This is a genomic window from Sphingobium sp. FW305-3-2-15-F-TSA7, from assembly GCF_058787155.1.
The window spans coordinates 38,501-63,980 of the sequence record NZ_JBYSZM010000003.1; the positions used below are offsets into that span (position 1 = coordinate 38,501).

The following is a 25,480-nucleotide window of genomic DNA, read 5'->3' on the forward strand; positions in this document are numbered from 1 at the left end:
CACCTAGGCATAGGAGAAGAAATCAAATCCTACCGCCTGCTCCGCCGACGCCTCATTGCTGATGAAGCCGGCATTCTGCGGAAGAACATCGTTCAGAATGATGTAGCTGAGATTGTTTCCGCTCGAATATTGGATGATCAGATCGCGCGGATCGTTCGAATCCGCCGCGAAGCTGTAGGTCGGGTCTCCGGTCAGCGTCTTCGTGCCGATAATACGATCGTCACTGCTGAAGTTGTTGATGATCACCGAATTTTCCTGAGCCCCCAGATCGGTGAAAATCGTCGCGGCACCGCCAGCATCCAATGTTTCGAAGGTCAGCGGGTCACCATCATTGCCCGGATAGGTGTCGAGCGAGACATTTGCCGGGGGGACCACCCCGCGCAGATAGTCGCCAGCCCCAAGCTTGGCATCAAGAGCGGCTTCGGCGCTGGCATAATCGGTCACGAACGCATTCGTCGCAACCGCACCTGCCAGCGTGATGCTGCTGAATTTGCCGCCATTGGTGTTCTCGATAATGAGGTCACCGTTGCCATTGCTGGAGAAGGCATAACCGGTCGGGTTGGTATCGAACTGGATGAAGTCGTTCGCTCCGAAATTGTCGACGCGAACGAAATTGTCGATGCCCAGCGATTCGGTGAAGCCGTAGTTGATGTCCTTCACGCCGGCCACGCCGTCGGCGTTGACGATCTCGAGCGTGAGGATATCGGCGTCGCTCGCCGCATCCAGGCTGAGCGCATCGATCGCGTCGGTAACCGTCAGCACGACGGCCTGCGTATCCTGGCCACCATGATTGTCGCTCACGACGACGGTGAAGTTGTAGACATCCTTGGTTTCATAATCCGCAGAGGTCTTCAGCGTGACCACGCCGGTGTTGCTGATGTTGAAGGCATCCTTGTCGGCGCCCTGCAACGAATAGGTGAAGGTGTCATCGGCATCGGGATCGGTAAAGACCGTCGTATAGATAACGGTCGAAGTCGGCTGATTTTCAGCAACGGTCGCCGCGTCGGAAGAGGTGATCACCGGCGCGTCGTTGACACCCGTCACCGTGATGTTCGCCGTGGCGGTGTCGAAGCCGCCATGCTTGTCCGTCACCTTGTAATCGAAGCTCACCACGCGCGTCGCACCTGCGGCGATCGAGTCATAGGACGGATCATCGGCATTGAAGCTGAACGTGCCATCGGTGTTGAAGACCAGGCCAGCAGGCACCGTCCCAACCAGCGCGTAAGTGCGCGTGTCGCCGACATCCACATCGGTGTCGTTGCCACCGACCGTACCGCTGAGCGCCGTATCCTCGGCAACCGTGAAAGCATCATCGCCCGCAACCGGCGCATCGTTCACGCCGGTGACAGTGATGGTCAGCGTCGAGGTTGCCGTGCCGCCCTTGCCGTCCGAAACGGTATAGTTCGCAACCACATTTTGCGTCGCGCCGGCGGCCAGGCTGTCATAGCTGGCCGGATCGAAGCTGAAGCTGCCATTCGCGTTCAGAGTCAGCCCGGTGACGGGCGCGTTGAGCGTGTAAGTGAGCGTATCGCCAACATCGACGTCCGTCGCCGCCAACTGGCCCGTCACGACCGCGCCATCCTCGATCGCAGCGGCGGTCGCCGCCACGCCGACGGGAGCATCGTTCACGCCGGTGACGGTGATCGTCAGCGTCGAGGTCGCCGTGCCACCCTTGCCGTCCGAAACGGTATAGTTGGCGACGACATTCTGCGTCACACCAGCCCCGATGCTGTCATAGCTGGCAGGATCGAAGCTATAGCTGCCGTTCGTGTTAAGCGTCAGGCCAGCAGGCGCGGTACCCGAAATCGCGTAGGTGAGCGTTGCACCCGTGTCGACGTCGGAATCGTTGGTGCCAACATTGCCGGTGACGACCGCGCCATCCTCCGTCGCGGTCGCGGTATCAGCCACCGCAACAGGCGCGTCGTTCACGCCGGTGACCTTGATGGTCAGCGTCGACGTCGCCGTCGCACCCGTTTTGTCGGTGACGGTGAAGTTGGCGACGACATCCTTGACCTCGTCCTTCGCGAGCGACTGATAGGCCGCGTTGCCGGCGTCGAAGCTATAGCTGCCGTCCGCATTGAGCGTCAGGCCCGCAACAGGCGCATTGAGCGAATAGGTCTGCGTATCACCGGTATCGACATCGGCCGCCGTGAGCTTGCCGGTCACCGCCGCAGCATCCTCGGTTGCCGTCGCGGTCTGCGCCGTCGTGGTCGGCGCATCGTTCACGCCCGTGACCGTGATGGTCAGCGTCGAGGGAGTCGAGCCGCCCTTACCGTCGGAAACGGTGAAGTTGACGACAACATCCTTGGTCGCGCCGGCGGCGAGCGACTGATAAGCCGCATTCTTGGCATCGAGCGAATAGCTGCCATCCGCGTTCAGCGTCACGCCAGCAGGCGCGGTGCCCGTCACGGCATAGGTCAGCGTGTCGTTGTTGGCATCGGTCGCGGTCAGCTTGCCGCTGATCGTCGTATCCTCGTTCCCCTTGTTGGTCTGCGCAGACACGACGGGCGGGGTATTGGCGGGCGCCTTGTCGCCGCCACCGCCGCCGCCTGCCGCCAGCGCAATGCCGCCACCCAGGAGAACCACGCCACCGATGATCAGCGGCGTCGAATCGCCACCATCGTCATCGCTGGAGCTGTCCGCGGCAGGTGCACCGCCAGCATCCTGGCCAGCTTCGGGGGAAAGCGTGCCGACCGCTGCGCTTGCCGAGGCATCGACCATAGCGAGATGCTCGACCTGACCCTCGGCGTCGTCCGAGGCCTTATTATTATGCTTGGCGTCCTCGTCGCGCTCGTCCTTCTTGACGGCGTCGGCGTGAGGATTGGCCTTGGCCGGCACCGGCGCGGCAACGCCGGCGCCCGCCTTGCCGTTCAGCGCAGCCTTGACCGGGACAGCAACAGCCGCCTTGGCCGAGGGGTCGGCAGCCACTTGCCCATCAACCGCTGCACGACCTTCCTTGAGACTGAAACCCTGGGCATTCGCCTTGTTCGTAGCATTTTCAGACGCAAGCTTGGTCATACAGAACCCCTTTAAATAGCAACAGGTCGCCTAATTCGGCCGCCCCACGGATCGCACAGCCCAACGCCACGCTAAACGCAGGTCGCATAAGCGCAAAGTCGTGATCGTTTGGTAGATGCGCGGCGCACGCAAAGAAAGCAGTTAATAGTATCCGTTGTATATATATCGATCTGTGCAAGACATATATGCGTTAACTGTTCTCATTGCTGCCCATTGATGCGATAAACCACGGGTTGGGGCGGCTTTCACTGCACCCCGGCGAAGGGCATCAAGGGGGTCCGGATTGGCAAGATCGCGACATGATCGGCAGGGAGCCCCCACAGGGCGACCCCGCCACACGCGACCGAATGAGGCAGGGAACCAAGAAACGGCATAGTCAATCCAAGTAAATATGTGTTGGGTGGGCCGTTATTACGGACGTTTCTGGACTTAATATTTATGCTGCATTGGCAGTCATCGAGACGTCATATGAATTCATAACCGCCGACTTGCCGATATCTGGCGGGAAGGTGCGTATTGGGTGCCGGTTTGGTGGGATATCGCGAATGGCGTGTTCGGCGCGTGTTGCCGATCGAGGATTGGGTTGGGGGTCGGCTTTGCAGAACAATATGCATATCCAGGTAGAGAAGATTCTCGAAATCAATCGCCGATTTTCCGAGCAGGTGGGCATCGAGGCCTTGCGGCCGGAAGCGAAAATTCTCTTCACGCTGAAGATGAAAGGCAGCCTGAGCGTCAAGGAAGCGATGATTCTCTCGGGCCTGTCCTATCGCGGCTTCTATATCGTGCTCGCGCGCCTGGCGAACAGCGGATGGATCACGATGGAGGCCGATCTCAAGGATCGTCGCGTCAAACGCATCCTGCTTTCCGACCAGAGCTTTGGCGACTACCCCCTGCGCATCAACACTTTGCCGCAATCGGCGGGCTGACCGCCGACCGGGTCCGCACCGACGGGAAGATCAGGCCGCGCATCATTCCGGCATCATTCCGAATCACTCTGAATTTATAGGCTTTTCCGAATCACCTCATTGCCGCTGGGCGGCAAGCGATTGGCCGGCCTTCGACCTCGATCGATCGCACAACCGCGCAACCGAGCCATTTTTTCATTGGCGCCGGGAAATAAAATCGCGCCTTGCCAAGAGTTCGGCCGCAGGATATTTTTACTAAATATATATAACCTGTGGGGGTGAGATGGCGTCGAGCAATCAGGGCGGGGGCCCGATAGAGTCTCGGGCGACTGGGGTATCCAACGCCAGGCAGTACGATATCCTGCTGAATCTGAACCGGTATTTCCAGACCGAACATGGTTTCGAGGTGCTGACGCCCGATGCCAAGCTGTTCTGCGTACTCGGCGCGAAGGGCAGTCTGAGCGTCAAGGAAGCGATGCTCTTCTCCGGCCTGTCCTATCGCGGCTTCTATCTCGTGGCGGGGCGGCTCGCCGGTCGCGGCAGCATCGTGCTGGAGGGCGACCCCCATGACGGGCGCGTGAAGCGGATCAGCCTGGCCGCCAATGCCAAGACGATGCTCGCCTCGCTCCAGGAATCGTTGCCGATGCTCGAGGTGCGGCCAGACCCCAGGCCCAAGCTCAAGGCAGGCTAGGCCATCGCGCTCTAAACCGCCTCCATCGCCAGGGCGAGCGCGCCGAACAATCCCGCGTCCGGTCCGAGCGCCGGCGCAACGACGATCATAGCCGCACTGCCTGGGAAATAGCCGTCAGCGATGCCATCCCGCACCGCGCGCACCCGTTCGAGCAATCCGGGCGTCGCCATCACACCACCGCCCAACACGATTCGCCGCGGCGCCATCAGGGCGCTCAGTGTGACGGTGAGCTGAGCGAGATAGAAAGCTATGATCGCGTGGCCCGGATGATCGGCGGGCAATTCGGACAGGCTGGCGCCCCAGCGTGCGATGATCGCCGGTCCGCTTGCCACCCCCTCGAAACAATCGCCGTGAAACGGGCAGATGCCCGGAAAATCCCGATCGTCGGCATGGCGGGGTGGATGCGCATGCCCCATCTCCGGATGGCCAAGGCCGTGCAACGGAACGCCGTTCACGATCACGCCCCCGCCGATCCCGGTCCCGATCGTGACATAGGCAGAGATATCGGCGCCGATACTCGCCCCCCACAGGCTTTCGGCGAGCGCGGCGCCGTTCACATCGGTGTCGAAGCCGATCGGACAGCCAAAGGCCCGGGCGAAGGGGCCAGCCATGTCGGCGCCGCTCCAGCCCGGCTTGGTCGTCGCGAGGATATGACCCCAATCGACATGTGCGCGATCGAGCGCGACGGGGCCGAAGCTGGCAATACCGATCGCGGAAGGAGCGCCATGCGCGCCCGCCGCATCGTCGAGCCAGTCGACCGCCTGGGCGATGGTCTCCGCCGGCGCCCCGGTCGACAGCCGATTGCGCGCCACGATCGTGCGGTCGGCGCGAACCAGCCCGAGCACGAACTTTGTGCCGCCCGCCTCGATACATCCGAAGAGTTCGTCATCGCTCGCCATGCGGGACAGTATGCGCGGGACGCGCGCCGCTGTTAAGCGGTTGCATCCGCACGGCACAGCCGCAATGCTGGCGCACATGTCGATCACAGCGCGCATGTCGGGAACCGTTGACGAAGCCCTGGACCTGGCAGGCCGTCTGTTGAGGAGCGATCCCGTGCGTGCGGCCGCGCAGGTGCGCGAGATACTGGCCGTCGATCGTTTCAACGCCGACGCCCATCGCCTGCTCGGCCGGGCGCTGCGCGCGACCGGGGACATGGAAGGCGCCGCCCGCGCCGAGCTGGGCGCGATCTCCGCATCGACGCGCGATCCCGTGCTGGTGGAAGCGGCCACCGCCCTGCTCGACGACAAGCTGGCCGTCGCCGAACATATCCTGCGGCCAAGGCTGAAGGCCAATCCGTTCGACGTGGCGGCGATCCGGATGATGGCCGAACTTGCCGGCAGGCTGGAACGCTATGGCGATGCGGAGAATCTGCTGCGCCGCGCGCTCGAGCTCGCGCCGGCATTCGCCGCCGCGCGATCCAATCTCGCCACGGTGCTCTATCGCCAGAATCGCCATGCCGAGGCGATCGCGGAGCTCGACGCGCTGCTGGGCGACGATCCGGACAATCCGGCGCACAGCAACCTCAAGGCCGCGGCGCTGGGCCGCGTCGGCGGCTATGAAGAAGCCATCGCGCTTTACGAAGCGGTGCTGGCGCGACTGGAGGGCCAGCCGAAGATCTGGATGAGCTATGGCCATGTCCTGAAGACGGTGGGCCGCCAGGCCGACGGCATCGCCGCCTATCGCCGCGCGATCGATATCCGGCCGCAACTGGGCGAGGTCTGGTGGAGCCTGGCCAATCTGAAGACCGTGAGGCTCGACGATGACGACGTCGCGACGATGACGCGGGCGCTGACGGACGAGAACATTGCGGAGGACGATCGCTTCCACCTCCATTTCGCGCTGGGCAAGGCGCATGAGGATGCGGACCGCGCCGAGCCCGCCTTCATCCATTATGCCGAAGGCAACCGGCTGCGCCGCGAACTGATCGATTATGACCGGCAAGAGATCACCACCCTGGTCGATCGCAGCATCGTGCTGTTCACCCCCGAATTTCTGAAGCCGCGCAGCGATCAGGGCTGCCCTGCCCCCGATCCGATCTTCATCCTGGGCATGCCGCGCGCCGGATCGACGCTGATCGAACAGATATTGTCGAGCCATCCCCTGATCGAGGGGACGCAGGAACTGCCCGATATCAGCCAGATCGCGCGGCGGCTGGGCAGCCGCAAGCTCAAGAGCGACGAGAGCGCCTATCCGGAGGCGATCGGCGCACTGGACGCGGCGGAGCTACGCGCGCTGGGCGAAGAATATCTCGAACGCACCCGCATCCAGCGCAAGACCGACCGCCCCTATTTCATCGACAAGATGCCCAACAACTGGGCGCATGCCGCACTGATCCACCTGATCCTGCCCAATGCCAGGATCATCGATGCGCGGCGCCACCCGCTCGACTGCTGCTTTTCCAACTTCAAGCAGCATTTCGCGCGCGGACAGGGTTTCACCTACGACCTGGGCGATCTCGGCCGCTATTATGCCGACTATGTTCGACTGATGACGCATATCGACGCCGTGCTGCCCGGCCGCATCCACCGGGTGATCCACGAGGCGATGATCGAGGATACCGAAGCGCAGGTCCGCGCGCTGCTCGATCATGTCGGCGTGCCGTTCGATCCGGCCTGCCTGCGCTTCTGGGAGAATGATCGGGCGGTGCGAACGGCGAGCTCCGAACAGGTGCGTCGCCCGATCAACCGCGAGGGCGTCGATCAATGGCGGCGCTTCGAACCCTGGCTTGCGCCGCTCAAAGACGCGCTCGGGCCGGTTCTGGAGCGCTATCCCGACACGCCGTTCCGAACGGGTGACTGAGAGGCCCGGGAACCACTTTCCCACCTCTTCCCGACCGGACTTTGACAGTTTCGTTGCAATTTCGCCACACACCGGCAACCAAGTTGCGCCATGAATTAGACAGCTGTCGAATACGAATTGACCGGTTTCGGAAAGCCACTCAGTTTCATGTCCAGGTCTGGAGTCAATGGACAGGGGGCATCGACATGACGCGCGTGACCAATCCCATCATCGCCACCACCGTTCGCGGCGCAGCACTCGCGCTGCTCGGATCGACCATGTTGTGCACCAGCGGCGCGGCCTTCGCGCAGGATGCGCCGCAAGCGGCCGAGACCGGGCCGGCCATGGACGAGATCGTCGTCACCGCACAGAAGCGCAGCGAGAATCTGCAGGACGTGCCGATCGCGATCACCGCGATGAGCACCGAGAAGCTCGACCAGCTACAGGTCACCGATTTCGACGATTATGCCCGCTATCTGCCGAGCGTCAGTTTCCAGACGCTCGGGCCGGGCGCGTCGAACGTCTATTTCCGCGGCGTCGCCAGCGGCGAGAACGCCAACCACTCGGCGTCGCAGCCCTCGGTCGGCACCTATCTGGACGAGCAGCCGATCACGACGATCCAGGGTGCGCTCGACATCCATATCTACGATATCGCGCGCGTCGAGGCGCTCGCGGGTCCGCAAGGCACGCTCTACGGATCGTCGAGCCAGGCGGGCACGATCCGGATCATCACCAACAAGCCCGACACATCGGGCTTCTACGGCGCCTTCGACGCCGAGGTGAACACGGTGGCGCATGGCGGCGAGGGCTATATCGCCGAGGGCTTCGTCAACGTGCCGGTATCGCCCGACATCGCGGCACGCTTTGTCGGCTGGTACAAGAAGGATGCCGGCTATATCGACAATATCCCCGGCACGCTCCACTTCCCGACATCGGGCGTCGCGATGAGCAACGCGCCTTTCGTCGAGAAGGACTATAACGACGTCGAGACCTATGGCGGCCGCGCCGCGCTCAAGATCGACCTGGACGACAATTGGACGCTTACGCCGCAGGTGATGGGCCAGAAGCAGAAGAGCCATGGCATCTTCGGCCAGGAATCGGGCCTCGGCAAGCTGCAGGTGCAGCAATATAATCCCGAGCATTTCAACGATCGCTGGTGGCAGGCGGCCCTCACCATCGAGGGCAAGATCGGATCGTGGGACGTCACCTATGCCGGCGCCTATCTCAAGCGCCGCGTATCGGGCTCATCCGACTATTCCGAATATGCCTATTTCTACGACGCGCTTTCCGGATACGGCGCCTATTTCGTCGACAATGCGGGCAATCCGGTCAATCCCAACCAATATATCCAGTCGGATGACCGCTTCACCAAGCAAAGCCACGAACTGCGCTTCAACTCGCCGGCGGACAAACGCGTCCGCTTCGTGGGCGGCTTCTTCTACCAGCGCCAGACGCACAATATCGAGCAGAACTACATCGTCGACAATATCGCCGACGACATCACCGTGCCGGGAACGGCCAGCAATATCTGGCTGACCAAGCAGCTTCGCGTCGACCGCGACTATGCGGTGTTCGGCGAGATCACCGCCGATATCACCGACAAGCTCAGCGCGACCATGGGCACGCGCATCTACAAATACGACAATTCGCTGGTCGGTTTCTTCGGCTATGCGAGCGCCTATGGCAGCACCGGTGTCCGCCAGTGCTTCGGCCCGCCGATCGTCGCGGGCAGCCCCTGTACCAATCTGGACAAGCGGACGAAGGACACCGACTTCCTCCACAAGCTCAACCTGACCTACAAGGTCACCCCCGACGCGATGGTCTATGCCACGCATTCGCGCGGCTATCGCCCGGGCGGCATCAACCGCCGCGGCACGCTGCCGCCCTATCAGGCCGATTTCATCGACAATTGGGAATTGGGTTTCAAGACGAGCTGGGCGGACAATCGTTTCCGTCTGAACGGCGCGATCTACCAGCTCGACTGGACCGACATCCAGCTATCCTTCCTGGGCGCCAACGGCCTGACCGAAATCCGCAGCGCCGGCGACGCCCGCATCCGCGGCGCGGAGCTCGACGCGTTCCTCCGCGTCTCGTCGCAACTGACCTTCAGTGCCGGTGCTTCGTATAACGACGCCAAGATCGTCCGCGACTTCTGCAAGACCGCAGTCAATTTCAAGACGTGCGTTCCGGCCGGCAACGAGACGCTCGCGCCAAGCGGCACGCGGCTGCCGATCACCGCGAAGTTCAAAGGCAATATCCTGGCACGCTACGAATTCCCGCTGGGCGACATGAAGGGCCATTTCCAGGCGAGTGCGGTCTATGAAGGCCGGCGGACGACCGACCTGCGCCTGACCGAACGCGACATCATCGGCGACCTGCCCTCCTATGCCACGGCGGATATGTCGCTGGGCGTCGAGGGCTCGCACTGGTCGGCCGAGGTGTTCGTACGCAACCTGTTCGACAAGAACGGGGCGCTGGGCAAGACCATCCAGTGCGGGGAGAATATCTGCGGCGATCCGGAAGGGAAGACGGTGATCGGACCGAAGATCTACACGATCGTCGCCCAACCGCGGACGATCGGGCTGAAGATCGGGACGAAGTTCTGAGTGGGGCCTCTTGCGTCATTCCGGCTTTCGCCGGGATGACGATCAAGAGGTGACGAACAAGAACAGAATATGTGCATGCCCTACCCCCTTCAGAAGGGGTCTCGGGAAGGGGATATGAATTGACGCACGCTTCCCGATGACAGAATCGCCGCAATCGATACCCGCCGCCCCACGCGGCCTGTCCTTCCCGATGTGCCTGGCGCTGGTCATGGGCAATATGATCGGATCGGGCATGTTCCTGCTTCCCGCCAGCCTGGCGCCCTATGGCTGGAACGCGGTGTTCGGCTGGATGCTGACGATCGGCGGTGCGCTGGCACTGGCGCTGGTGATCGCCCGGCTGACGCGCGCGCGACCCGAAGCGCGCGACCCATCGGGCTTTGTCGAGGCCGCGTTCGGGCGAACGACGAGCTTCCTGATCGGCTGGAGCTATTGGGTCTCGATCTGGGCCGCCAACGTCACCATCGCGGTCGCCGCGGTCAGCTATATCAGCATCTTCGTGCCCGCGATCGGGACGACGCGGCATCTGCCCGGCTTGCTCGCGGTCGGGCTGCTCTGGGCGGTCACGCTGATCAACCTGCGCGGCGCACGCTCGGCCGGCATCTTCCAGATCGTCACCATGGCGCTGAAGCTGGTGCCGGTCGTCGTCGTGCTGGTGATCATGGCGCTGGTGCTGGGTCGCGAAGGGAGCGAGGCCATCGCCCCCTTTCCCACCCAAGGCCTCTCGATCTCCGCCATCACAGCCTCGGCTACGCTCACCCTGTTCGCGCTGCTCGGGTTCGAAAGCTGCGCGGTCGCAGCCGCCAAGGTCGAGAATCCCGATCGCAACGTGCCGCGCGCGACGATGCTGGGTACGTTGCTGACCGGACTCATCTATCTGCTGATCTGTTCGGGCATCGCGCTGATGCTGCCGGCAAGCGAAGTCGCGGGATCGGACGCCCCCTTCCAGATCTTCGTCGCACGCTTCTGGTCCGACGGGCCGGCATTGCTGATCGGCCTGTTCGCCGCGATCAGTGCACTGGGAGCGCTCAATGGCTGGGTGCTGATGCAGGGCGAACAGCCGCTGGCGCTAGCGCGACGGGGGCTGCTGCCGGGCTGGTTCGGCGCCACCGACGCGCGCGGCACCCCGGTGCGCGCGCTGATCCTGTCGAGCATACTCGCCTCGGCATTCGTGCTGATCAATTCGAACCGCGCGATGGCGGACCTGTTCACCTATCTCGCGCTGCTTTCGACATCGGCGACGCTCTGGCTCTATCTTGCCGTGGCCTGCGCCGGACTGAAGCTGCGCGTCGCGATCCCGATCGCCGCGATCGGCGCGCTTTATTCGCTCTGGGCGCTGTGGGGCGCGGGCATCTGGGTCAGCGGGCTGAGCTTCGTGCTGATGGCCAGCGGGTTGCCGTTTTACTGGTGGGCGCGCAGGGCGGCGTAGGCCTACGCGTCATTACGGAATCCGTTTGTGTCGAGCCCTTCGACTGCCTGCTAAGGCAGGCGCTCAGGACAGGCTTCTCCGCTACGCGTAGAAGTCGAGGGACGTTGGGCCTCGTGCCGCGTCCCTCGACTTCGCTCGGGACGAACGGTTCAGGAGCCCCCTCCTACCCCCGCAGCAGTCGCCCGAAGAAGCTGCGATCGGCCAGAATCTCGCGCGCGGCGTTGTGGCCGGGGGCGCCGGTGACGCCGCCGCCGGGATGGGTGCCGGCGCCGCACATATAAAGACCCTTGAGCGGGCCACGATACGCCGCGTTGCCGAGCACGGGGCGCGCGGACCAGAGCTGATCGAGCGACATATGGCCATGCATGATGTCCCCGCCGACCAGCCCGAACTTGCGTTCCAGCCCCTTGGGCGAAAGCTTGGTCGTGCCGACGATCGAGGCGCGGAAACCCGGCGCATAATGTTCGACGGTGTCGAGGATCACCTCGGCCGCGGCATCCTCCTCATCATCCCAGTCGCGGCCGTCGGGCAGGACAGGCGCGAATTGCTGGCAGAACAGGCTGGCGACATGGCAACCCGGGGGCGCCAGGCTGTCGTCGACGATCGAGGGGATCAGCATTTCGACGATCGGTTTCTTCGACCAGCCATGCGCCTTCGCATCGATGAAGGCCTGATCCATATAGTCGAGCGTCGGCGCCAGGATGATGCCGCTCTGAAGATGCTCGCCCGGCTCGGGCAGGCTGGAGAAGCGCGGCAGTTCGCTGAGCGCGACATTCATCCGGAAGGTGCCCGATCCCGCCTTGAACGCCTTTGAGCGCTTGAGGAATTCCGGGCCGATATCCGAGGGATCCATCAGCCGCTCATAGAGCAACTTGGGCCCGACATTGGCGATGACGCTGTCCGCCATCACTTCCTCGCCGCCGACCAGCTTCACGCCGACGGCCTTGCCGCCATCGACGAGCACGCGCGCAACCGGCGATTCCAGGCTGATCTCGACACCCAGCGCCTCACAGACCTTGGCCATGATCTGGGTGATCGCCCCCATGCCGCCGATGCTGTGGCCCCAGGCGCCCTTCTTACCGTTCACTTCGCCGAAGACGTGGTGGAGCAGCACATAGGCGGAGCCCGGCGTATCGGGGCTGGCATAGTTGCCGACCACGGCGTCGAAGCCGAACGCGGCCTTCACCGCTTCGCTTTCGAACCATGAATCGAGGAAGGTCCGCGCCGATTTCACGAACAGGTCGAGCACGTCGCGCTGCTGTTCGATCGGCATCTTCGCCAGGCGCTTGCCCTGGCGCGCGCCGTCGATCAGCGTCTTGAACCCGTCGCCGATATTGGGTGGCGACTTCAGCGCCAGATCGCGCAGCACCTCGGCCACATTCTCGAGCGATTCATAATAAGCCGGCAGTACCGCGGCATCGTGATCGCTGAACTTGCGGAATTCGGCCTGGGTCTTTTCCAGCCCGCCGCCGAGCTTGAGATAGCCGCCGTCGTCCTGGGGCAGGAAGTTGGAGATCGGCCGCTCGATCACGCGATAGCCGTGATCGGCGAGCTTCATGTCCGCGATCACCTTGGGCTGAAGCAGGCTGACGGTATAGCTGGCCACCGAGTTGCGGAAGCCGGGCGCGAATTCCTCGGTGACGGCGGCGCCGCCGACGACATCGCGTGCCTCGACCAGGCGGACCTTTAGCCCCGCGCGCGCGAGGTAGAAGGCGCAGACCAGGCCGTTATGCCCGGCCCCGATGATGACGGCGTCGTATTTCCTGCTCATCTATCGAGCCCCCTTCAATTGACCGGTGAAACCGCTGCCCGCTGGCTCCAGCCCATGGCAGGCTTGCGATGCATCCGCGCCTCGGGAATGAGATTGCGGATGCGTCCGCAGAAATTGCGGAGCGCGACCTCGCTTTGCCCAAGCGGGCCGACGGTGAAGCTTTCGGAGGCCATGCCGTCCTGCACGCGCTCGATCAGCCAGGTGTCCTCGGCATTGACCTGGCGGTTGATCCGCCAGTTGAGATAGCGCGCCGCCTGCATCTCGCGGCGATCGTCGGGCACGGCATAGGCGATCTCGCGGATCAGCGTCTCGGTGGGGGAGACGGGCAGCCACTGCATGAAATCGACCTGGTCGGGATAGATGTCGAACGCGACGTTCGGCCAGAGCTTGAAATAGGTCCAGAGCCGCTGCCGGTCGGCCGAGAGATGCGGCACGTTCGGCAGGTATTTCTGATAGGCGCGCTCCGACGGATTGGCGGACGCGCGATCAACGATCGGCCCCCACATCTTGTCGACATGCGCCTGCGCCTCGACGCCATAGCCATTGCCCATCAGCCGCTTGAGCCCGGGATGCGCAACCGCGATGTGGAGCCCGTCGGAATAATTGTCGCCGACATTCTTCCAGTTCACCCGGCGCGGACGCAGGGTGACGCGGCCGAAGGCGCGCAGATCCTCGAACCGGTAGGGCTCCACTTCGTGCGCATAGGGCGCCATCATCTCCGCGACGGTCGGGCCGCCATCATCCTCGAGCCGGACGAAGATGAAGCCCCGCCAGATCTCGAGGTCGACCGGCACCAGGCCCAGCCTCTCCTGATCGAGTGCCGGATAGCTTGCCTTCATCGGCACGCCGGTGAGCTTGCCATCCAGATCATAGGCCCAGGCATGATAGGGGCAGACCAGCTTCTTGGCGCAGCCCGACGGGCTGTCGAGCAACCGCGCGCCGCGATGGCGGCAAACATTGGTGAAGGCGCGTACGACATCGTCCTGCCCGCGGATCGCCACCACGCTTTCGCCGAGATATTCGAGCGTGTGATAGTCGCCGACGCCAGGCACGTCGCTGACATGGCAGACCACCTGCCAGCTCGGCCGCATCACCCGCTGCATCTCGACCGAGAAGAATTCCGGATCCGAATAGGTCCAGGCCGGCAGGCTCCAGTCTGCATCCGGATCGGAATTGTGCAATGGTGCTGGCGAAACACTGTGCATGGGGCGGCTCCTTGTTATACACTTGTAAAATTAACTCGGTTCCACGTCAACTCCTTTCGCCGCGCAATCGCCCCAAGAGCTGAGACCTTGATTCCCACGTCCGGCTGATTCAGCCTGACGTGATAAAGGTCTAGGAGACCAGATGACGAGAGCAGTCTTTACCCGCGAAGATGCCGATACCCGCCGTCAGGCGCTGATCGAGGCGACGGCGGCATCGCTTGCCGAAACGGGGATCGCCGGCACATCGGTGCGCGCGATCTGCATGCGGGCCGGCGTCTCCGCCGGACTTTTGCGCCATTATTTCGACGGCGTCGATGCGCTGATCGCCGAGACCTATCGCACCGCGGCCGCCACCGTCGGCGATGCGCATGCGGCGGCCGTGGCAGCGGCAGGGCCCGACCCGCGCGCGCGCTTGATTGCCTATGTCACGGCAAGCTTCCGGCCGCCGGTGGCGGATCCGGCGCTGCTCGCGACCTGGCTCGCATTCTGGAGCCTGGTCAAGACCGACGCGGCGATCGCGGCGATCCATACCGAGACCTACACGGGTTATCGCGCGGAACTGGAGGCGCTGCTGTCGGCATGCGGACTTGAACGGGCGCAATGCCGCTCGGCGGCGATCGCGCTGACGGCGCTGGTCGACGGACTATGGCTCGAGCTCACGCTCGACCCCACGACCTTCACCGCCGAACAGGCAAGCGCGATGGCGGTGCGATGGCTCGACGCGCTGCTGGCAGGCGACAGCCTCGATTGAGGATGAGAAAGCACTCATCCGTTAGCTTCGAGCAGCGTCGAGCTTGTCGAGACGCGCCCGTCGAGAAGCCTTGCGCCGGACTTCTCGAGCGCAGGTTCTCGACAGGCTCGAACCTGCGCTCGAAGCGAACGGCTATCGGGTCGCCCGTCTATTTGCTTCCCAATTCCGTCAGCACCGAATGCCATTGGTCGAGCGCCCCGCCGATGCCCGCGACGGGCACGCGTTCGTTGAGGCCGTGGGCGAAGCCGTCTTCCGATCGCATGAACAGGGCGGAGACCCCGTAGCTGGGAATGCCGGCAGCGCGGAAATGGAGGCTGTCGGTGGCGCCCGCCGACATGCTGGGCGTCACTGCCAGCCCCGGATAGCGCACGCGCACCGCGCGCGTGACGGCGTCGACCACATCCTTGCGCAGCGGCGAGGCGTCGCTTGCCGTGGTGTCGGGATCGACGGTGATCACGGCGGTGGGATCGGCGATGACCTTGGTCAGTTCCGCCTTCACCGCATCGATCGAGATGCCGGGGAAAATCCGGCAATTGACGTTGGCGTTCGCACGCTGCGGCAGCGCATTTTCGGCATGGCCGGCGTTCGACATGGTGGCGGTGCAGGTGGTGCGGATCTGGCCGACATATTCGGGTTTCGAAGCGATGATGTCCGCCGCGGCGGTATCGTGCGGGTCGGCGGCATAGCGGGCCATGGCCGCGCCGACGTCGCCGCCAACCTGCTTGCTCGCAGCGGCCAGCGATGCGCGGGTGAGTTCGTTGATCATGTTGGGGAATTTATAATCGCCCAGCCGCACCAGCGCGCGCGACAGGCGATAGATCGGATTGCCGGGGGTCGGCGCGCTCGAATGACCGCCGGGATCGGTGATGGTGACCTGGAAATCGGCATAGGTCTTTTCGCCGGCCTGGAGCGTGTAGACGATCGGCTTGTTGTCCGGGCCGAGCATGCCGCCACCGCCATCGCCGTTGAGCACCATCTCCGCACCCGCCAGCTTCTTGGCGAGCGCACGGGTGGTGACCATGGCGCTTTCCTCGTCGCCCGAAGCGGCGAGGATGATCGAGCGCCTGGGCTTGAACCCTTCCTGTTTGAGGCGGGCGAGCGTCGCGACGATCATCGAGAGGTCGTATTTATTGTCCTCGGCACCGCGCCCGTAGATATAGCCATTCTCCTCCACCGCGGTGAAGGGATCGCGCGCCCAGTCGGCGGGCTTGGCCTCCACCACGTCCATATGGACCGACAGCAGGATCGGCTTGGCATCGGTCGTACCCTTGAGCGTGACTTCCAAGGTCGCGGTGTTGCCCATCGGGGTGATGACGATGTCGCTGTCGGCATAGCCGGCGGCCTTGAGCACCGAGGCGAGATATTCCGCATAGGTGACGGTCTGTCCGCGTCCCTCGACAGTCTGATAGCCGATCGATTTCTTGAGGATGTCCTTGGCCTGATCGACCTGTGCGGGCGTGGGCGGCTTGGCCGATGCGGCGGTGCCCCAGGCCAGCGCCAATGCCAGTGCCGTTCCCCCGATGATCCGTCGCATGCCGATCTCCATATCCGTTTATCGATGATCTTGTGTCGGCTGATGCGGGGGATTGCCAGTGCTTTGTGGGAAAGCGCTCAATGGAAATCGCGCGACTTTGGGATGATGCTGACATTGCGGGGATGGCGGTGCAGCCCCACGGGCAGGGGCTTCACGACATGGTCCGCGCGTGCGACCTCGGCGCGGAGCAGATCGTCGGACAGGGCGGCCAGCGTGCCGGTGGCGTCGGCCAGTTCCTGCACCACGACATGGACGACATTTTCGTCGGTCTGCACATAGCCGCGCGCCTCCATCAGCCGCGCGGTCATCACCACCTTGCGATATTGATCGAAGACCTTGGGCCAGACGACAAGATTGGCGATACCGGTCTCATCCTCCAGCGTGATGAAACACACGCCGCTCGCGGTGCCGGGCCGCTGGCGGACAAGGACGAGGCCGGAGACCGCGACCTTGCTGCCCGATTTCATCATCGCCAGCCGGTCGTTCCGCGCGAAGCGACGATGGTCGTAATGGCCGCGCAGGAATTCGAGCGGATGCGCCTTCAGCGACAGGCGGAGCGTCTGATAGTCCGAGACGACATGCTCCGCGAGCGGCGTCTGAGGCAGGACGACGGGCTGCGCCTCCACGCCTTCGTCGCGCGCTTCGGCAAAGGCGAAGAGCGGCAGGTCGGGCGCCTGGCGAAGCACGCGGCTGTCCCAGAGCGCCTGGCGGCGATCGAGCCCCATCGAGCGAAAGGCATCCGCCGCCGCCAGCTTGCGGATCGCGGCGACATGGATGCGCGATCGCGCCTTCAGATCCTCGACATCGGCGAAGGGGATATCGCGTGCCTGCATGATCGCCTGGGCGACATCCTCGCCGATGCCGTCGATCTGGCGAAAGCCGAGGCGCAAGGCGTAGCGTATGCGCGGCCCGCCTTCGCGCATCGTCGCGTCCCTGTCCCCTTTCCATCTGGAGAAAATCGATGCAGCCGGGGGGTAATGCGGCCGGTGATCGCGCAACAGCCCTATCGGCTCCAGCTTGTTGTCCCACTCGCTCATGTTCACGTCAGGATGGAGAACCTCCACTCCATTCTCTTTCGCATCGCGGACGATCTGGGCTGGCGCGTAGAAGCCCATGGGCTGGGAGTTGAGCAAGGCCGCCGCAAAGACGTCGGGATAATAGCATTTGATCCAGCTCGACACGTAGACGAGGTGCGCAAAGCTGGCGGCATGGCTTTCGGGAAAGCCGTAATCGCCGAAACCCTTGATCTGATCGAAGCAGCGCCGCGCGAAGTCGGGATCATAGCCGCGACCGATCATGCGGCCGACCATCTTTTCCTCAAGCTTGCCGATGGTGCCGCGCGAGCGGAAGGTTGCCATGGCACGGCGGAGTTCGGTCGCTTCCTCGGGCGAGAATTCGGCGGCATCCATCGCGATCTGCATCGCCTGTTCCTGGAAGATCGGCACGCCGAGCGTTCGCTTCAGGATTCTCTCCAGCTCGTCCGGCGGCCCCCTGTCAGGTGATGGTGAGGGATATTCCACTTTCTCGATGCCGTTCCGCCGCCTGAGATAAGGATGCACCATATCGCCCTGGATCGGGCCGGGGCGGACGATCGCAACCTCGACGACCAGATCATAATATGTCCGCGGCTTGAGCCGGGGCAGCATGTTCATCTGCGCGCGGCTCTCGACCTGGAACACGCCGAGCGATTCCCCCATGCACAGCATGTCGTAGACGGTCTCGTCATCCGGCGGGATATTGGCGAGGTCGTAATGCTCGCCATGCGTCTCCTCGATCATGACGATGGCCTTGCGGATGCAGGTGAGCATGCCGAGCGCGAGCACATCGACCTTCAACAGCTCCAGATAGTCGATATCGTCCTTGTCCCATTCGATGAAGCTGCGATCGGCCATCGCACCGTTGCCGATGGGGACGTTCTCGATCAGCGGATTGCGCGTCAGGATGAAGCCGCCGACATGCTGGGAGAGGTGACGCGGCAGCTCCATGAGCTGGTTGGTGATCGCGATGACGCGGCGGAGCACGGGATCGGACAGGTCGAGCCCGGCTTCCTTCACCTTGAGTTCGTCGACCTCGCTGCCCCAGCTTCCCCAGACGGTGCGCGCCATCGCCGAGGTGATGTCCTCGCTCAGCCCCATCGCCTTGCCCACTTCACGCACCGCGCTGCGCGGGCGATAATGGATCACGGTGGCGCACAGCCCGGCATGGTCGCGACCGTAGCGATTATAGATATGCTGGATGACTTCCTCGCGGCGCTCATGCTCGAAATCGACATCGATATCGGGTGCGTCGCAGCGCACGCTGCCATCTTCGCGTTCCTCGACTGAAATGAAGCGCTCAAAGAGCAGCGACACATTGGCGGGATCGACATTGGTGATGCCGAGGCAATAGCAGACCGCGCTGTTCGCGGCCGAGCCCCGGCCCTGGCACAGGATCGGCGGATCCAGGCCCCGTGCGAAAGCGACGATATCGTGCACCGTGATGAAATAACGGGCGATGTCGAGCCGACGGATCAGATCGAGCTCCTTGTGGATCGCCGCCTCGACCTTTTCCGGCGGACGATCGGGATAACGCCACTTCATTCCCTCCCGGGTCAGCACTTCGAGATGCTGCTGCGGCGTCCGTCCCTCCGGGATCGGATCGTCGGGATATTCATAGCGCAACTCCTGCAGCGCAAATCGGCACGCATCGGCAATCGCACGTGTCGCCGCGATCGCGTGCGGCCAGCGTCGGAACAACTCGATCATTTCCGCAGGCGATCTCAGATGCCGCTCCGCATTGGCGTGAAGCAGGAAGCCGGCGCGCGCGATCGTGGTCTTTTCGCGGATGCAGGTCATCACGTCCTGCAGCGGCCGGCGATCGGGCGTGGCATAGTGGACGTCGTTAGTCGCGAGGATCGACAGGCGATGCGTCTGCGCGATGGCGTCGAGCCGGTTGATCCGCGCCTTGTCGTCGCCGCGATAGAGATAGGCGGCAGCGATATGTCTCAGCGTCGGCAGCATCCCGGTCAGCCGGGCAAGCTCCGCGCTGAAACCGTCGAGATCATCCGGGGGGATGACGATGAGCTGCACACCCTCACCATGCGCGGCCAGCATCTCGAGCGTCAGATGGCATTCGCCCTTGGCCTGCCATTCGCCGGCGAGGTCGCGCATCTTGCCGCGCGACAGCAAAGTGCAGAGCCGGCCATAGGCCGCACGGTCCCTGGGATAGGCCAGGAAGGACGGGGCATCGACCAGATCGAGCCGGCAGCCGATCACCGGTCGAATACCTCCGCCGCGCAGGTTCATATCCATCCGCACCACCCCCGCCATGGTGTTGCGATCGGCGACGCCCAGTGCGTGATAGCCAAGCCGATAGGCCCGTTCGGCAAGGTGAACGGCCGGCGATGCGCCGCGCAAGAAGGAATATGGCGTCGTGACGCCAAGCTCCACATAAGCCGCGGGCGGATTGGGCACGAAGCCCGGCAGCTTGTTGATGGCAAGGACGTGCATGCCGGGCGAGAGCGGCGTATCGGGCATCAGGCGAACAGCCCGTGGAGATACCAGTCGGGTATCCCGCCGCGCCCGTCATCGATCAGCCCGTTGCGATAGATCCAGAAGCGCGCGCCGGCATCATCCTCGACCCGATAATAGTCGCGCAACCGCGTTGTCGACCGTTCGCGCCACCATTCGGGTGCGATGCGTTCGGGCCCCTCCACCTTGACGATCCGGTGCTGCTTGCGGCGCCACTGGAACAGGCGCGGCTCGCCCTCCGGCGTCGCATAGGTGACGCCGATCGGCTCCGGCCGATCGAACAGGCGGATCGGGCGTTCGGGCGTGATCGGGGGCGGCACGGTCCGGACCGATGCCGCACCCAGCGCCGGCTGCCAGCTCAGCGCGCGTTCGGGCAGATGGCTTTCGACCAGCAGCGGCACCCGCACATTGCCAGGGCCGATCCGTGCGCTCAGCCGGTCGATCAGCCGTGCAAGCGAGGTCGCATCATGCTCGGCCTCGATCAGCCCGGCCTGTGCCGGATCGAGCGGTTCGTGCCACAAGGCGGTGAGCGCGAAGGCGTCGAAACCGAAGCCGGCATCGAGCGTCTCGAACCGTTCGGCGAACAGACGGACCATATGCCGGGGATCGCGCATCGCCTGGCTGGTGCGTGCTTCGAGCAATTGTACGTCGCCATCGACACGAAACGCCTGGAAGCCGAGATGCCGAGCCCCGGCATGGCGCTCGGCAAGCTGGCGGCACAGAGCCTCCGCCATCTCGACCACCAAAGGTTCGAGAATCGGCACATGCAGCACCGGTTCGACGACGCGGCGCATCACGCGGGGCACCGGTGCGTGGACCGCCGGATTGACCGGTTCCTCGGTCCGTCCAAACGCCTGGGCCAGCCGCAACGGCGGATCGGCCCAGGGACCATCGGCGCGCGCGAAGCGGCGGGCGAGGCCGAGCGTCGGGATTTCGGCAAGCGCGGCTATGGTCTTGAGGCCGAGCCGGCCGAGCAACAGCACGGTGTCGTCGTCGAGCCTGAGCGCGGAGACGGGCAAAGGGCCGAGCGTGGCGGCGAGTGCTTCGGGCGGGCAGATCGTGTTCGGAGTCCGCCCCTCACTCCGTTGGGACTGAGCCTGTCGAAGTCCTGCCCTTTCTTTTGGCGCCGATGCCCCAGAAGGACAGGACTTCGACAGGCTCAGTCCGAACGGTGAGGTTGAAGCATAGCGCGCCAGCGCCCAGGCGGCCCCCACCGTGGGCGCAATCGCGATGCGTGCGGTCAGCCCCACCCTGCGGAAACGTGCACGCATCTCGGCCGTCAGCCGGGCTTCGCCGCCGAAGAGATGCGCCGCGCCCGTGATGTCGAGCAGCAGCCCGTCGCTGCCGTCGATCGCGACAAAGGGGCACCAGCGTTCGGACCAGCGGCAAAGCCGGTCGAGCGCCGCAACGTCACCGGGTTTGTCCGACGGCCAGACGGCAAGTGTCGGCAAGGCGGCCCGGGCATCGGCCAGCCGCTGCCCGGGTCGGGCGCCGCCGTCGCGCGCCTGGGCGTTGACCGCATCGATCAGGATGCCGTGTGCGCCCTCCGAGACAAGCCCTATTGGCCCCGCCCTAGCCGCGTCTTCGTTGCCCCTCGCCCAGCGCTGGATCGCGAAGCGGGGAAACCAGATCGAGGCGATCCGCCGCCCGGTCATAAGCGGCATCCCATTGCCCGGGCCGTGGCCCCCGTGCACGGAACAGCTCCAGCGACCAGACCGGCATGCCCGGCGCAGCAGCGTTCCAGCGAGGCATCAACGATGGCCGGCTTTGCGCGCGCCAGCGCATCCGCGCGCCGCTCAGATCGGCCTGCGATCCCAGCCGCAGCAGCAAGGCAGGCACGCCGAAGCGTTCTGCGGCCACCGCCAGCCGGCGCGTGGCGGTGAAATCGAGTGCGCGCGGATTGCCCGCCACCTCGCCGATCACGGCGGAGAGCTCGGCGCATCTCAGCCCCTCCTCCATCGCCCACAGCGCCTGGCCGGCATCCCGCGCGACGACATGGACGATGCCGGCGCTGCCCTTTCCCGATCCGGAGCGACACCAATGCGGATAGGGCCGGCCATGATCGCGCAGCACGACACGATCCTGCACCCAGAGGATCGTGCCCGATCGCAACGCGCCACCAAGCTGGGCAAGGACGAAACCGCTGCCCGCCGCGTCGCGCGACTCGGCGAAGATTTCGACGAGTCGCGGCTGAAGCGCCACCGCCGCGGCAAATGCCTCTGTCGCGGAGGCGTGGTTTTCCGGCGATTCTTCATCGATCTCTGCGGGCAGCAAGGCATGGCGCGTGGACACGGCAGGTCCGGATTGTTCATGATTTGTTCTATTCTCGCCGGAACGCGACGAGAGTCAAGTTTGCTGCATGGCAAATGCCCCTCCGTGTCATTCCCGCGCATGCGGGAATCCAGGAGATGTCGGTCATCGAGCTCTACGACTCTGGATTCCCGCATGCGCGGGAATGACACGGAAAGGTAGACGAAATTGGGAGGGATTTGGGTCAGGGCGAGCCGAGAATGGTGTCGATCGAGAACCGGCGCGCAGCGTACTTCAGTACGTGAGCACCGGAAGCGCAGATCGATGCCGTTCGCAGGCCGCCATGGCCCAAATCACTCGGCGCCGGCGCGATCCGCTTCGCGTTCGCCGTCCGCCTGTTGCAGCGACAATTCGTGGAGCGCGCGCATCCGCGCGAAGCTGACCACCTGATGCGCCAATATGTCGAGCTGGTTGGCGATGCCGGTGTCGGTGATCGTGCCGTCCTGGCCAAAGACCGGCACCATCGAATTGACCGCCACCGCCATCGGCGTCGGCCAGCCGCGCAGCGCATGGGTGATCGAGCGCAGGGTGGCGAGCGTGGTGCCCGTCGCCTGCCAGCCCGCCGCGGCGGCGATCAGGCCGACGGCGCGGCCCTCGAAATAGACGGCCTCGTCCTCCGCCATGTCCTGCACATAATCGAGCGCATTCTTGATCAGGCCCGATACAGTGCCGTGATAGCCGGGCGAGGCGATGATGATGCCGTTGGCGCGGCGCAGGCCGGCGATCAGCGCCAGCGTCTTTTCGTCACGCGCGCTTTCGCTGGGGGCATACATCGGGATGTCGAGCGCCGAGCCATCGAACATCAGCGTTTCGGCGCCATGCGCGGCGCAGCGATCGAGCGCGCGGCGCAGCAGCTTCTCCGACGAGCTGTTGGGCGTTCCCGTTCCGCCCAGTCCGACGATCAACGGTGTATCGACCATGCGCGCAGCCTCCCTTGCTGAGTGTCCGTCGCACGCCCGGTGAAACATCGCCACGCCAAGCGCAAGCGATAAGAGTTCGTTTGGGAAAGGCGGTACCGGCCCGCTCCCCCGCCCAACCTCCCGATGCAGTATGATCCTGTCGGGAGGTTGGGCGGGGGAGCGGGCCGGTACCGCTTCAAGAAAGCGCTCTTCCGCGCTTTCTCAAACGAGCTTCAGCCGACCGTCACCTGACGCCCGCCGCGCAGGAACGCGATCGCATTGCGCCGCAGATGGTTGGTGCCGGGATTGAGGATCGGCTCGGGAGAATATTGCGCCAGATAGACGCGACGCATCTTCGATGTGGTGTTCGATCCGGTGGCATGGAGCGCCAGGCTGGAGAAAGCGACGACGCTGCCCGCCGGCACTTCCAGCGTCACGCCTTGCGCATCGCCGTCATAGCCGACCAGATCGTTGCTGCCCGGCTGGCGTTCATGGGGCACGATGCCGTCGCGCGTGGCGGGCACCTGCGAGAAAGGCAGGATACGTACGGTGCCGTTGGCGACGGTCGTGTCGTCGAGCGTGCACCAGCAGGTGAGATAGGGTTTGTGATCGGGCGGGCCGCCATTGCCGACGACATAGCCCGAATCCTGGTGCCAGCTGAACGGCATGCCCTTGTCCGCGCCCTTCACAACATATTGGTCGTAGAAGAAATAGGCGTCGTCACCCAAAGTCGCACGACAGATATCGGCCATCGTCTCGCTGAACAGCATGACACGCAATTCGGGCTGAACGCGCTGGCATTCGCCCGCGAAATAGCGCTTGCCCTTGTGGCTGATGCCATCGACCTCGACGCCGAGCGCGTCGAGCCGCGCATCCTCGCGTTCGATCACGCGGCCGCATTCGTCGCGCAGCAGATCGAGCAGCGGCCCTTCGAGCACGCGTTCGAACACCGCATAACCCTCGGCCGCGAATTGGGCGCGCTGGGCGGAATAATCCATGATGCCTCTCCATGGTGCGGGCGCCTGCCCGTCGATCGCATCATCATCGCGCAGAGCGTCCATCGCATCCAATCGAATTGCGCTGGCACGTCATATGTGAATACTATGGCTTATGCGCATGCGACAGGTCGAGGCGTTCCGCGCCGTCATGATGAGCGGGGGCATCACCGCCGCCGCCACGATGCTCAACATCAGCCAGCCATCGGTCAGCCGGCTGATCGCCGACCTGGAACGCGCCGTGGGATTCCGCCTGTTCGACCGGCGCGGCGCGCGCGTCCATGCGACACCGCAGGCGCATGCGCTGTTCGAGGCGGTGCGGCGCAGCTATACCGGTCTCGACCTGCTCGACCAGGCGGCGCGGCGCATCCGCGCGCATCCCGTCGGCACCGTGCGGATCGCGGCGCTGGCTGCGATCGCGATGTCGATCCTGCCCGCGGTGATCCAGCGTTTCCGCATCCTCTATCCCGACATCAAGATCACCGTGGAGTCGCTGGGCCAGCGCGCGATCGAGGAGCGCGTGTTCCTGGGCCAGGCCGATCTCGGCATCGGCGTCGAGATCCCGCCGCGCGAAGGCATCCGGTCGACGATGATCGCGCGCGCCGAATATGTCTGCGTGCTGCCCGCCGGTCACCCGCTGGCGCAGCGCGAGCGCCTGTCGGTTTCCGACCTGGCGGGCGAGGAATTCATCGGCCCGATGCACGAGGCCGACGCGCTGTGGAACGGCATCGACGTCGCGCTGGAGACCGCGGGCATCCCGGTGTCGCGCCGGCTGGAGACCCAGCATTCGCAGATCCTCTACGCCTTTGTCGAAGCCGGGCTGGGCGTCTCGATCGCCGAGCCGTTCAGCGCGCCCTTGTTCAACCGGCTGGGCGTCGCGATCCGGCCGATCGCGCCCGCAATCTATCTCGATTTCGCGCTGCTCGAGCCCGATATCGGCCCCACGCCCGAGATCGTCGGCTGGCTGCACGACGAAGTGGCGCGCGCCACCACCGCCTGTCTCGACGATGTCCGCACGCTTGTCGCGCGAAGGTCATAGTATTCGGACATGACCACGCGATAAATCTCGATTGGACTGCAAT

Annotated in this window: 17 protein-coding genes; 7 read left to right on the forward strand and 10 right to left on the reverse strand. The window is 64.3% G+C overall.

All coding sequences use genetic code 11. The annotated features are described in order from the left end of the window. Positions 1–3: 3 nt before the first annotated feature. A complete protein-coding gene (locus AC3WN8_RS02565; RefSeq protein ID WP_492667814.1) occupies positions 4–2,928 on the reverse strand; it encodes a cadherin-like domain-containing protein in 2,925 nt (974 codons plus the stop codon). A gap of 536 nt (positions 2,929–3,464) precedes the next feature. Here AC3WN8_RS02565 and AC3WN8_RS02570 point away from each other — a divergent pair. Then, entirely contained in the window at positions 3,465–3,944 is a 480-nt protein-coding gene (locus AC3WN8_RS02570) for a hypothetical protein (protein ID WP_492667815.1), read from the forward strand. Between the two features lie 262 nt (positions 3,945–4,206). After that, a complete protein-coding gene (locus AC3WN8_RS02575; protein WP_492667816.1) occupies positions 4,207–4,614 on the forward strand; it encodes a hypothetical protein in 408 nt (135 codons plus the stop codon). 11 nt (positions 4,615–4,625) lie between these two features. Here the strand turns inward: AC3WN8_RS02575 and AC3WN8_RS02580 are convergent, their stop codons facing one another. After that, a complete protein-coding gene (locus tag AC3WN8_RS02580) occupies positions 4,626–5,513 on the reverse strand; it encodes an ROK family protein (RefSeq protein ID WP_492667817.1) in 888 nt (295 codons plus the stop codon). Between the two features lie 94 nt (positions 5,514–5,607). Here AC3WN8_RS02580 and AC3WN8_RS02585 point away from each other — a divergent pair, with 94 nt between their 5' ends. From AC3WN8_RS02585 to AC3WN8_RS02595, 3 genes are all read left to right on the forward strand, one after another. Further along, positions 5,608–7,413 carry a tetratricopeptide repeat-containing sulfotransferase family protein gene (locus AC3WN8_RS02585; RefSeq protein WP_492667818.1) on the forward strand — a complete coding sequence of 602 codons (1,806 nt, stop codon included), beginning with the start codon at positions 5,608–5,610 and terminating at the stop codon, positions 7,411–7,413. Between the two features lie 185 nt (positions 7,414–7,598). Continuing rightward, positions 7,599–9,998, forward strand: a complete 2,400-nt coding sequence (locus tag AC3WN8_RS02590; protein WP_492667819.1) for a TonB-dependent receptor — start codon at positions 7,599–7,601, stop codon at positions 9,996–9,998. A 136-nt stretch (positions 9,999–10,134) separates the two neighbouring features. Next, positions 10,135–11,424 (forward strand): amino acid permease, encoded by a 1,290-nt coding sequence (locus AC3WN8_RS02595; RefSeq protein ID WP_492667820.1) that lies wholly within the window; start codon positions 10,135–10,137, stop codon positions 11,422–11,424. 163 nt (positions 11,425–11,587) lie between these two features. Here the strand turns inward: AC3WN8_RS02595 and AC3WN8_RS02600 are convergent, their stop codons facing one another. Continuing rightward, positions 11,588–13,195, reverse strand: coding sequence for a phytoene desaturase family protein (locus AC3WN8_RS02600; RefSeq protein ID WP_492667821.1), 1,608 nt, complete (start codon positions 13,193–13,195; stop codon positions 11,588–11,590). A 14-nt stretch (positions 13,196–13,209) separates the two neighbouring features. Further along, positions 13,210–14,400: an aromatic ring-hydroxylating oxygenase subunit alpha gene (locus AC3WN8_RS02605; RefSeq protein WP_492667822.1), complete on the reverse strand. Its 1,191-nt coding sequence runs from the start codon at positions 14,398–14,400 to the stop codon at positions 13,210–13,212. 142 nt (positions 14,401–14,542) lie between these two features. Between AC3WN8_RS02605 and betI the strand changes: the two genes are divergently transcribed. Further along, positions 14,543–15,151: a transcriptional regulator BetI gene (gene betI, locus AC3WN8_RS02610; RefSeq protein WP_492667823.1), complete on the forward strand. Its 609-nt coding sequence runs from the start codon at positions 14,543–14,545 to the stop codon at positions 15,149–15,151. Positions 15,152–15,299: 148 nt separating this feature from the next. On the opposite strand, the gene AC3WN8_RS02615 is transcribed toward betI, so the two are convergent. The 6 genes from AC3WN8_RS02615 to AC3WN8_RS02640 form a co-directional block, all read right to left on the reverse strand. Beyond that, a complete protein-coding gene (locus AC3WN8_RS02615; RefSeq protein WP_492667824.1) occupies positions 15,300–16,685 on the reverse strand; it encodes a M20/M25/M40 family metallo-hydrolase in 1,386 nt (461 codons plus the stop codon). A gap of 77 nt (positions 16,686–16,762) precedes the next feature. Next, entirely contained in the window at positions 16,763–20,200 is a 3,438-nt protein-coding gene (locus AC3WN8_RS02620; protein ID WP_492667825.1) for an error-prone DNA polymerase, read from the reverse strand. After that, positions 20,200–21,849 (reverse strand): Y-family DNA polymerase, encoded by a 1,650-nt coding sequence (locus AC3WN8_RS02625; protein ID WP_492667826.1) that lies wholly within the window; start codon positions 21,847–21,849, stop codon positions 20,200–20,202. Before AC3WN8_RS02625 ends, AC3WN8_RS02620 begins: the two co-directional genes overlap by 1 nt. Next, complete coding sequence (locus tag AC3WN8_RS02630) at positions 21,767–22,486, reverse strand: ImuA family protein (protein WP_492667827.1); 720 nt, start codon at positions 22,484–22,486, stop codon at positions 21,767–21,769. Before AC3WN8_RS02630 ends, AC3WN8_RS02625 begins: the two co-directional genes overlap by 83 nt. A gap of 311 nt (positions 22,487–22,797) precedes the next feature. Beyond that, on the reverse strand, positions 22,798–23,424 hold the full coding sequence (locus AC3WN8_RS02635) for an NADPH-dependent FMN reductase (protein ID WP_492667828.1): 627 nt from the start codon (positions 23,422–23,424) through the stop codon (positions 22,798–22,800). A gap of 212 nt (positions 23,425–23,636) precedes the next feature. Continuing rightward, a complete protein-coding gene (locus AC3WN8_RS02640; RefSeq protein ID WP_492667829.1) occupies positions 23,637–24,401 on the reverse strand; it encodes a phytanoyl-CoA dioxygenase family protein in 765 nt (254 codons plus the stop codon). Between the two features lie 118 nt (positions 24,402–24,519). On the opposite strand from AC3WN8_RS02640, the gene AC3WN8_RS02645 reads away from it, so the two are divergent. Next, positions 24,520–25,437, forward strand: coding sequence for a LysR substrate-binding domain-containing protein (locus AC3WN8_RS02645; RefSeq protein WP_492667830.1), 918 nt, complete (start codon positions 24,520–24,522; stop codon positions 25,435–25,437). Positions 25,438–25,480 lie beyond the last annotated feature (43 nt).

Bases quoted from the DNA above. Each gene is read 5' to 3' on its own strand.
- AC3WN8_RS02605 (WP_492667822.1), bottom strand. From the start codon at position 14,400: ATGCACAGTGTTTCGCCAGCACCATTGCACAATTCCGATCCGGATGCA.
- AC3WN8_RS02620 (WP_492667825.1), bottom strand. From the start codon at position 20,200: ATGCCCGATACGCCGCTCTCGCCCGGCATGCACGTCCTTGCCATCAAC.
- AC3WN8_RS02580 (WP_492667817.1), bottom strand. From the start codon at position 5,513: ATGGCGAGCGATGACGAACTCTTCGGATGTATCGAGGCGGGCGGCACA.
- AC3WN8_RS02600 (WP_492667821.1), bottom strand. From the start codon at position 13,195: ATGAGCAGGAAATACGACGCCGTCATCATCGGGGCCGGGCATAACGGC.
- AC3WN8_RS02640 (WP_492667829.1), bottom strand. From the start codon at position 24,401: ATGGATTATTCCGCCCAGCGCGCCCAATTCGCGGCCGAGGGTTATGCG.
- AC3WN8_RS02635 (WP_492667828.1), bottom strand. From the start codon at position 23,424: ATGGTCGATACACCGTTGATCGTCGGACTGGGCGGAACGGGAACGCCC.
- AC3WN8_RS02590 (WP_492667819.1), top strand. From the start codon at position 7,599: ATGACGCGCGTGACCAATCCCATCATCGCCACCACCGTTCGCGGCGCA.
- AC3WN8_RS02615 (WP_492667824.1), bottom strand. From the start codon at position 16,685: ATGCGACGGATCATCGGGGGAACGGCACTGGCATTGGCGCTGGCCTGG.
- AC3WN8_RS02625 (WP_492667826.1), bottom strand. From the start codon at position 21,849: ATGACCGGGCGGCGGATCGCCTCGATCTGGTTTCCCCGCTTCGCGATC.
- AC3WN8_RS02645 (WP_492667830.1), top strand. From the start codon at position 24,520: ATGCGACAGGTCGAGGCGTTCCGCGCCGTCATGATGAGCGGGGGCATC.
- AC3WN8_RS02595 (WP_492667820.1), top strand. From the start codon at position 10,135: ATGACAGAATCGCCGCAATCGATACCCGCCGCCCCACGCGGCCTGTCC.
- AC3WN8_RS02585 (WP_492667818.1), top strand. From the start codon at position 5,608: ATGTCGGGAACCGTTGACGAAGCCCTGGACCTGGCAGGCCGTCTGTTG.
- AC3WN8_RS02575 (WP_492667816.1), top strand. From the start codon at position 4,207: ATGGCGTCGAGCAATCAGGGCGGGGGCCCGATAGAGTCTCGGGCGACT.
- betI (WP_492667823.1), top strand. From the start codon at position 14,543: ATGACGAGAGCAGTCTTTACCCGCGAAGATGCCGATACCCGCCGTCAG.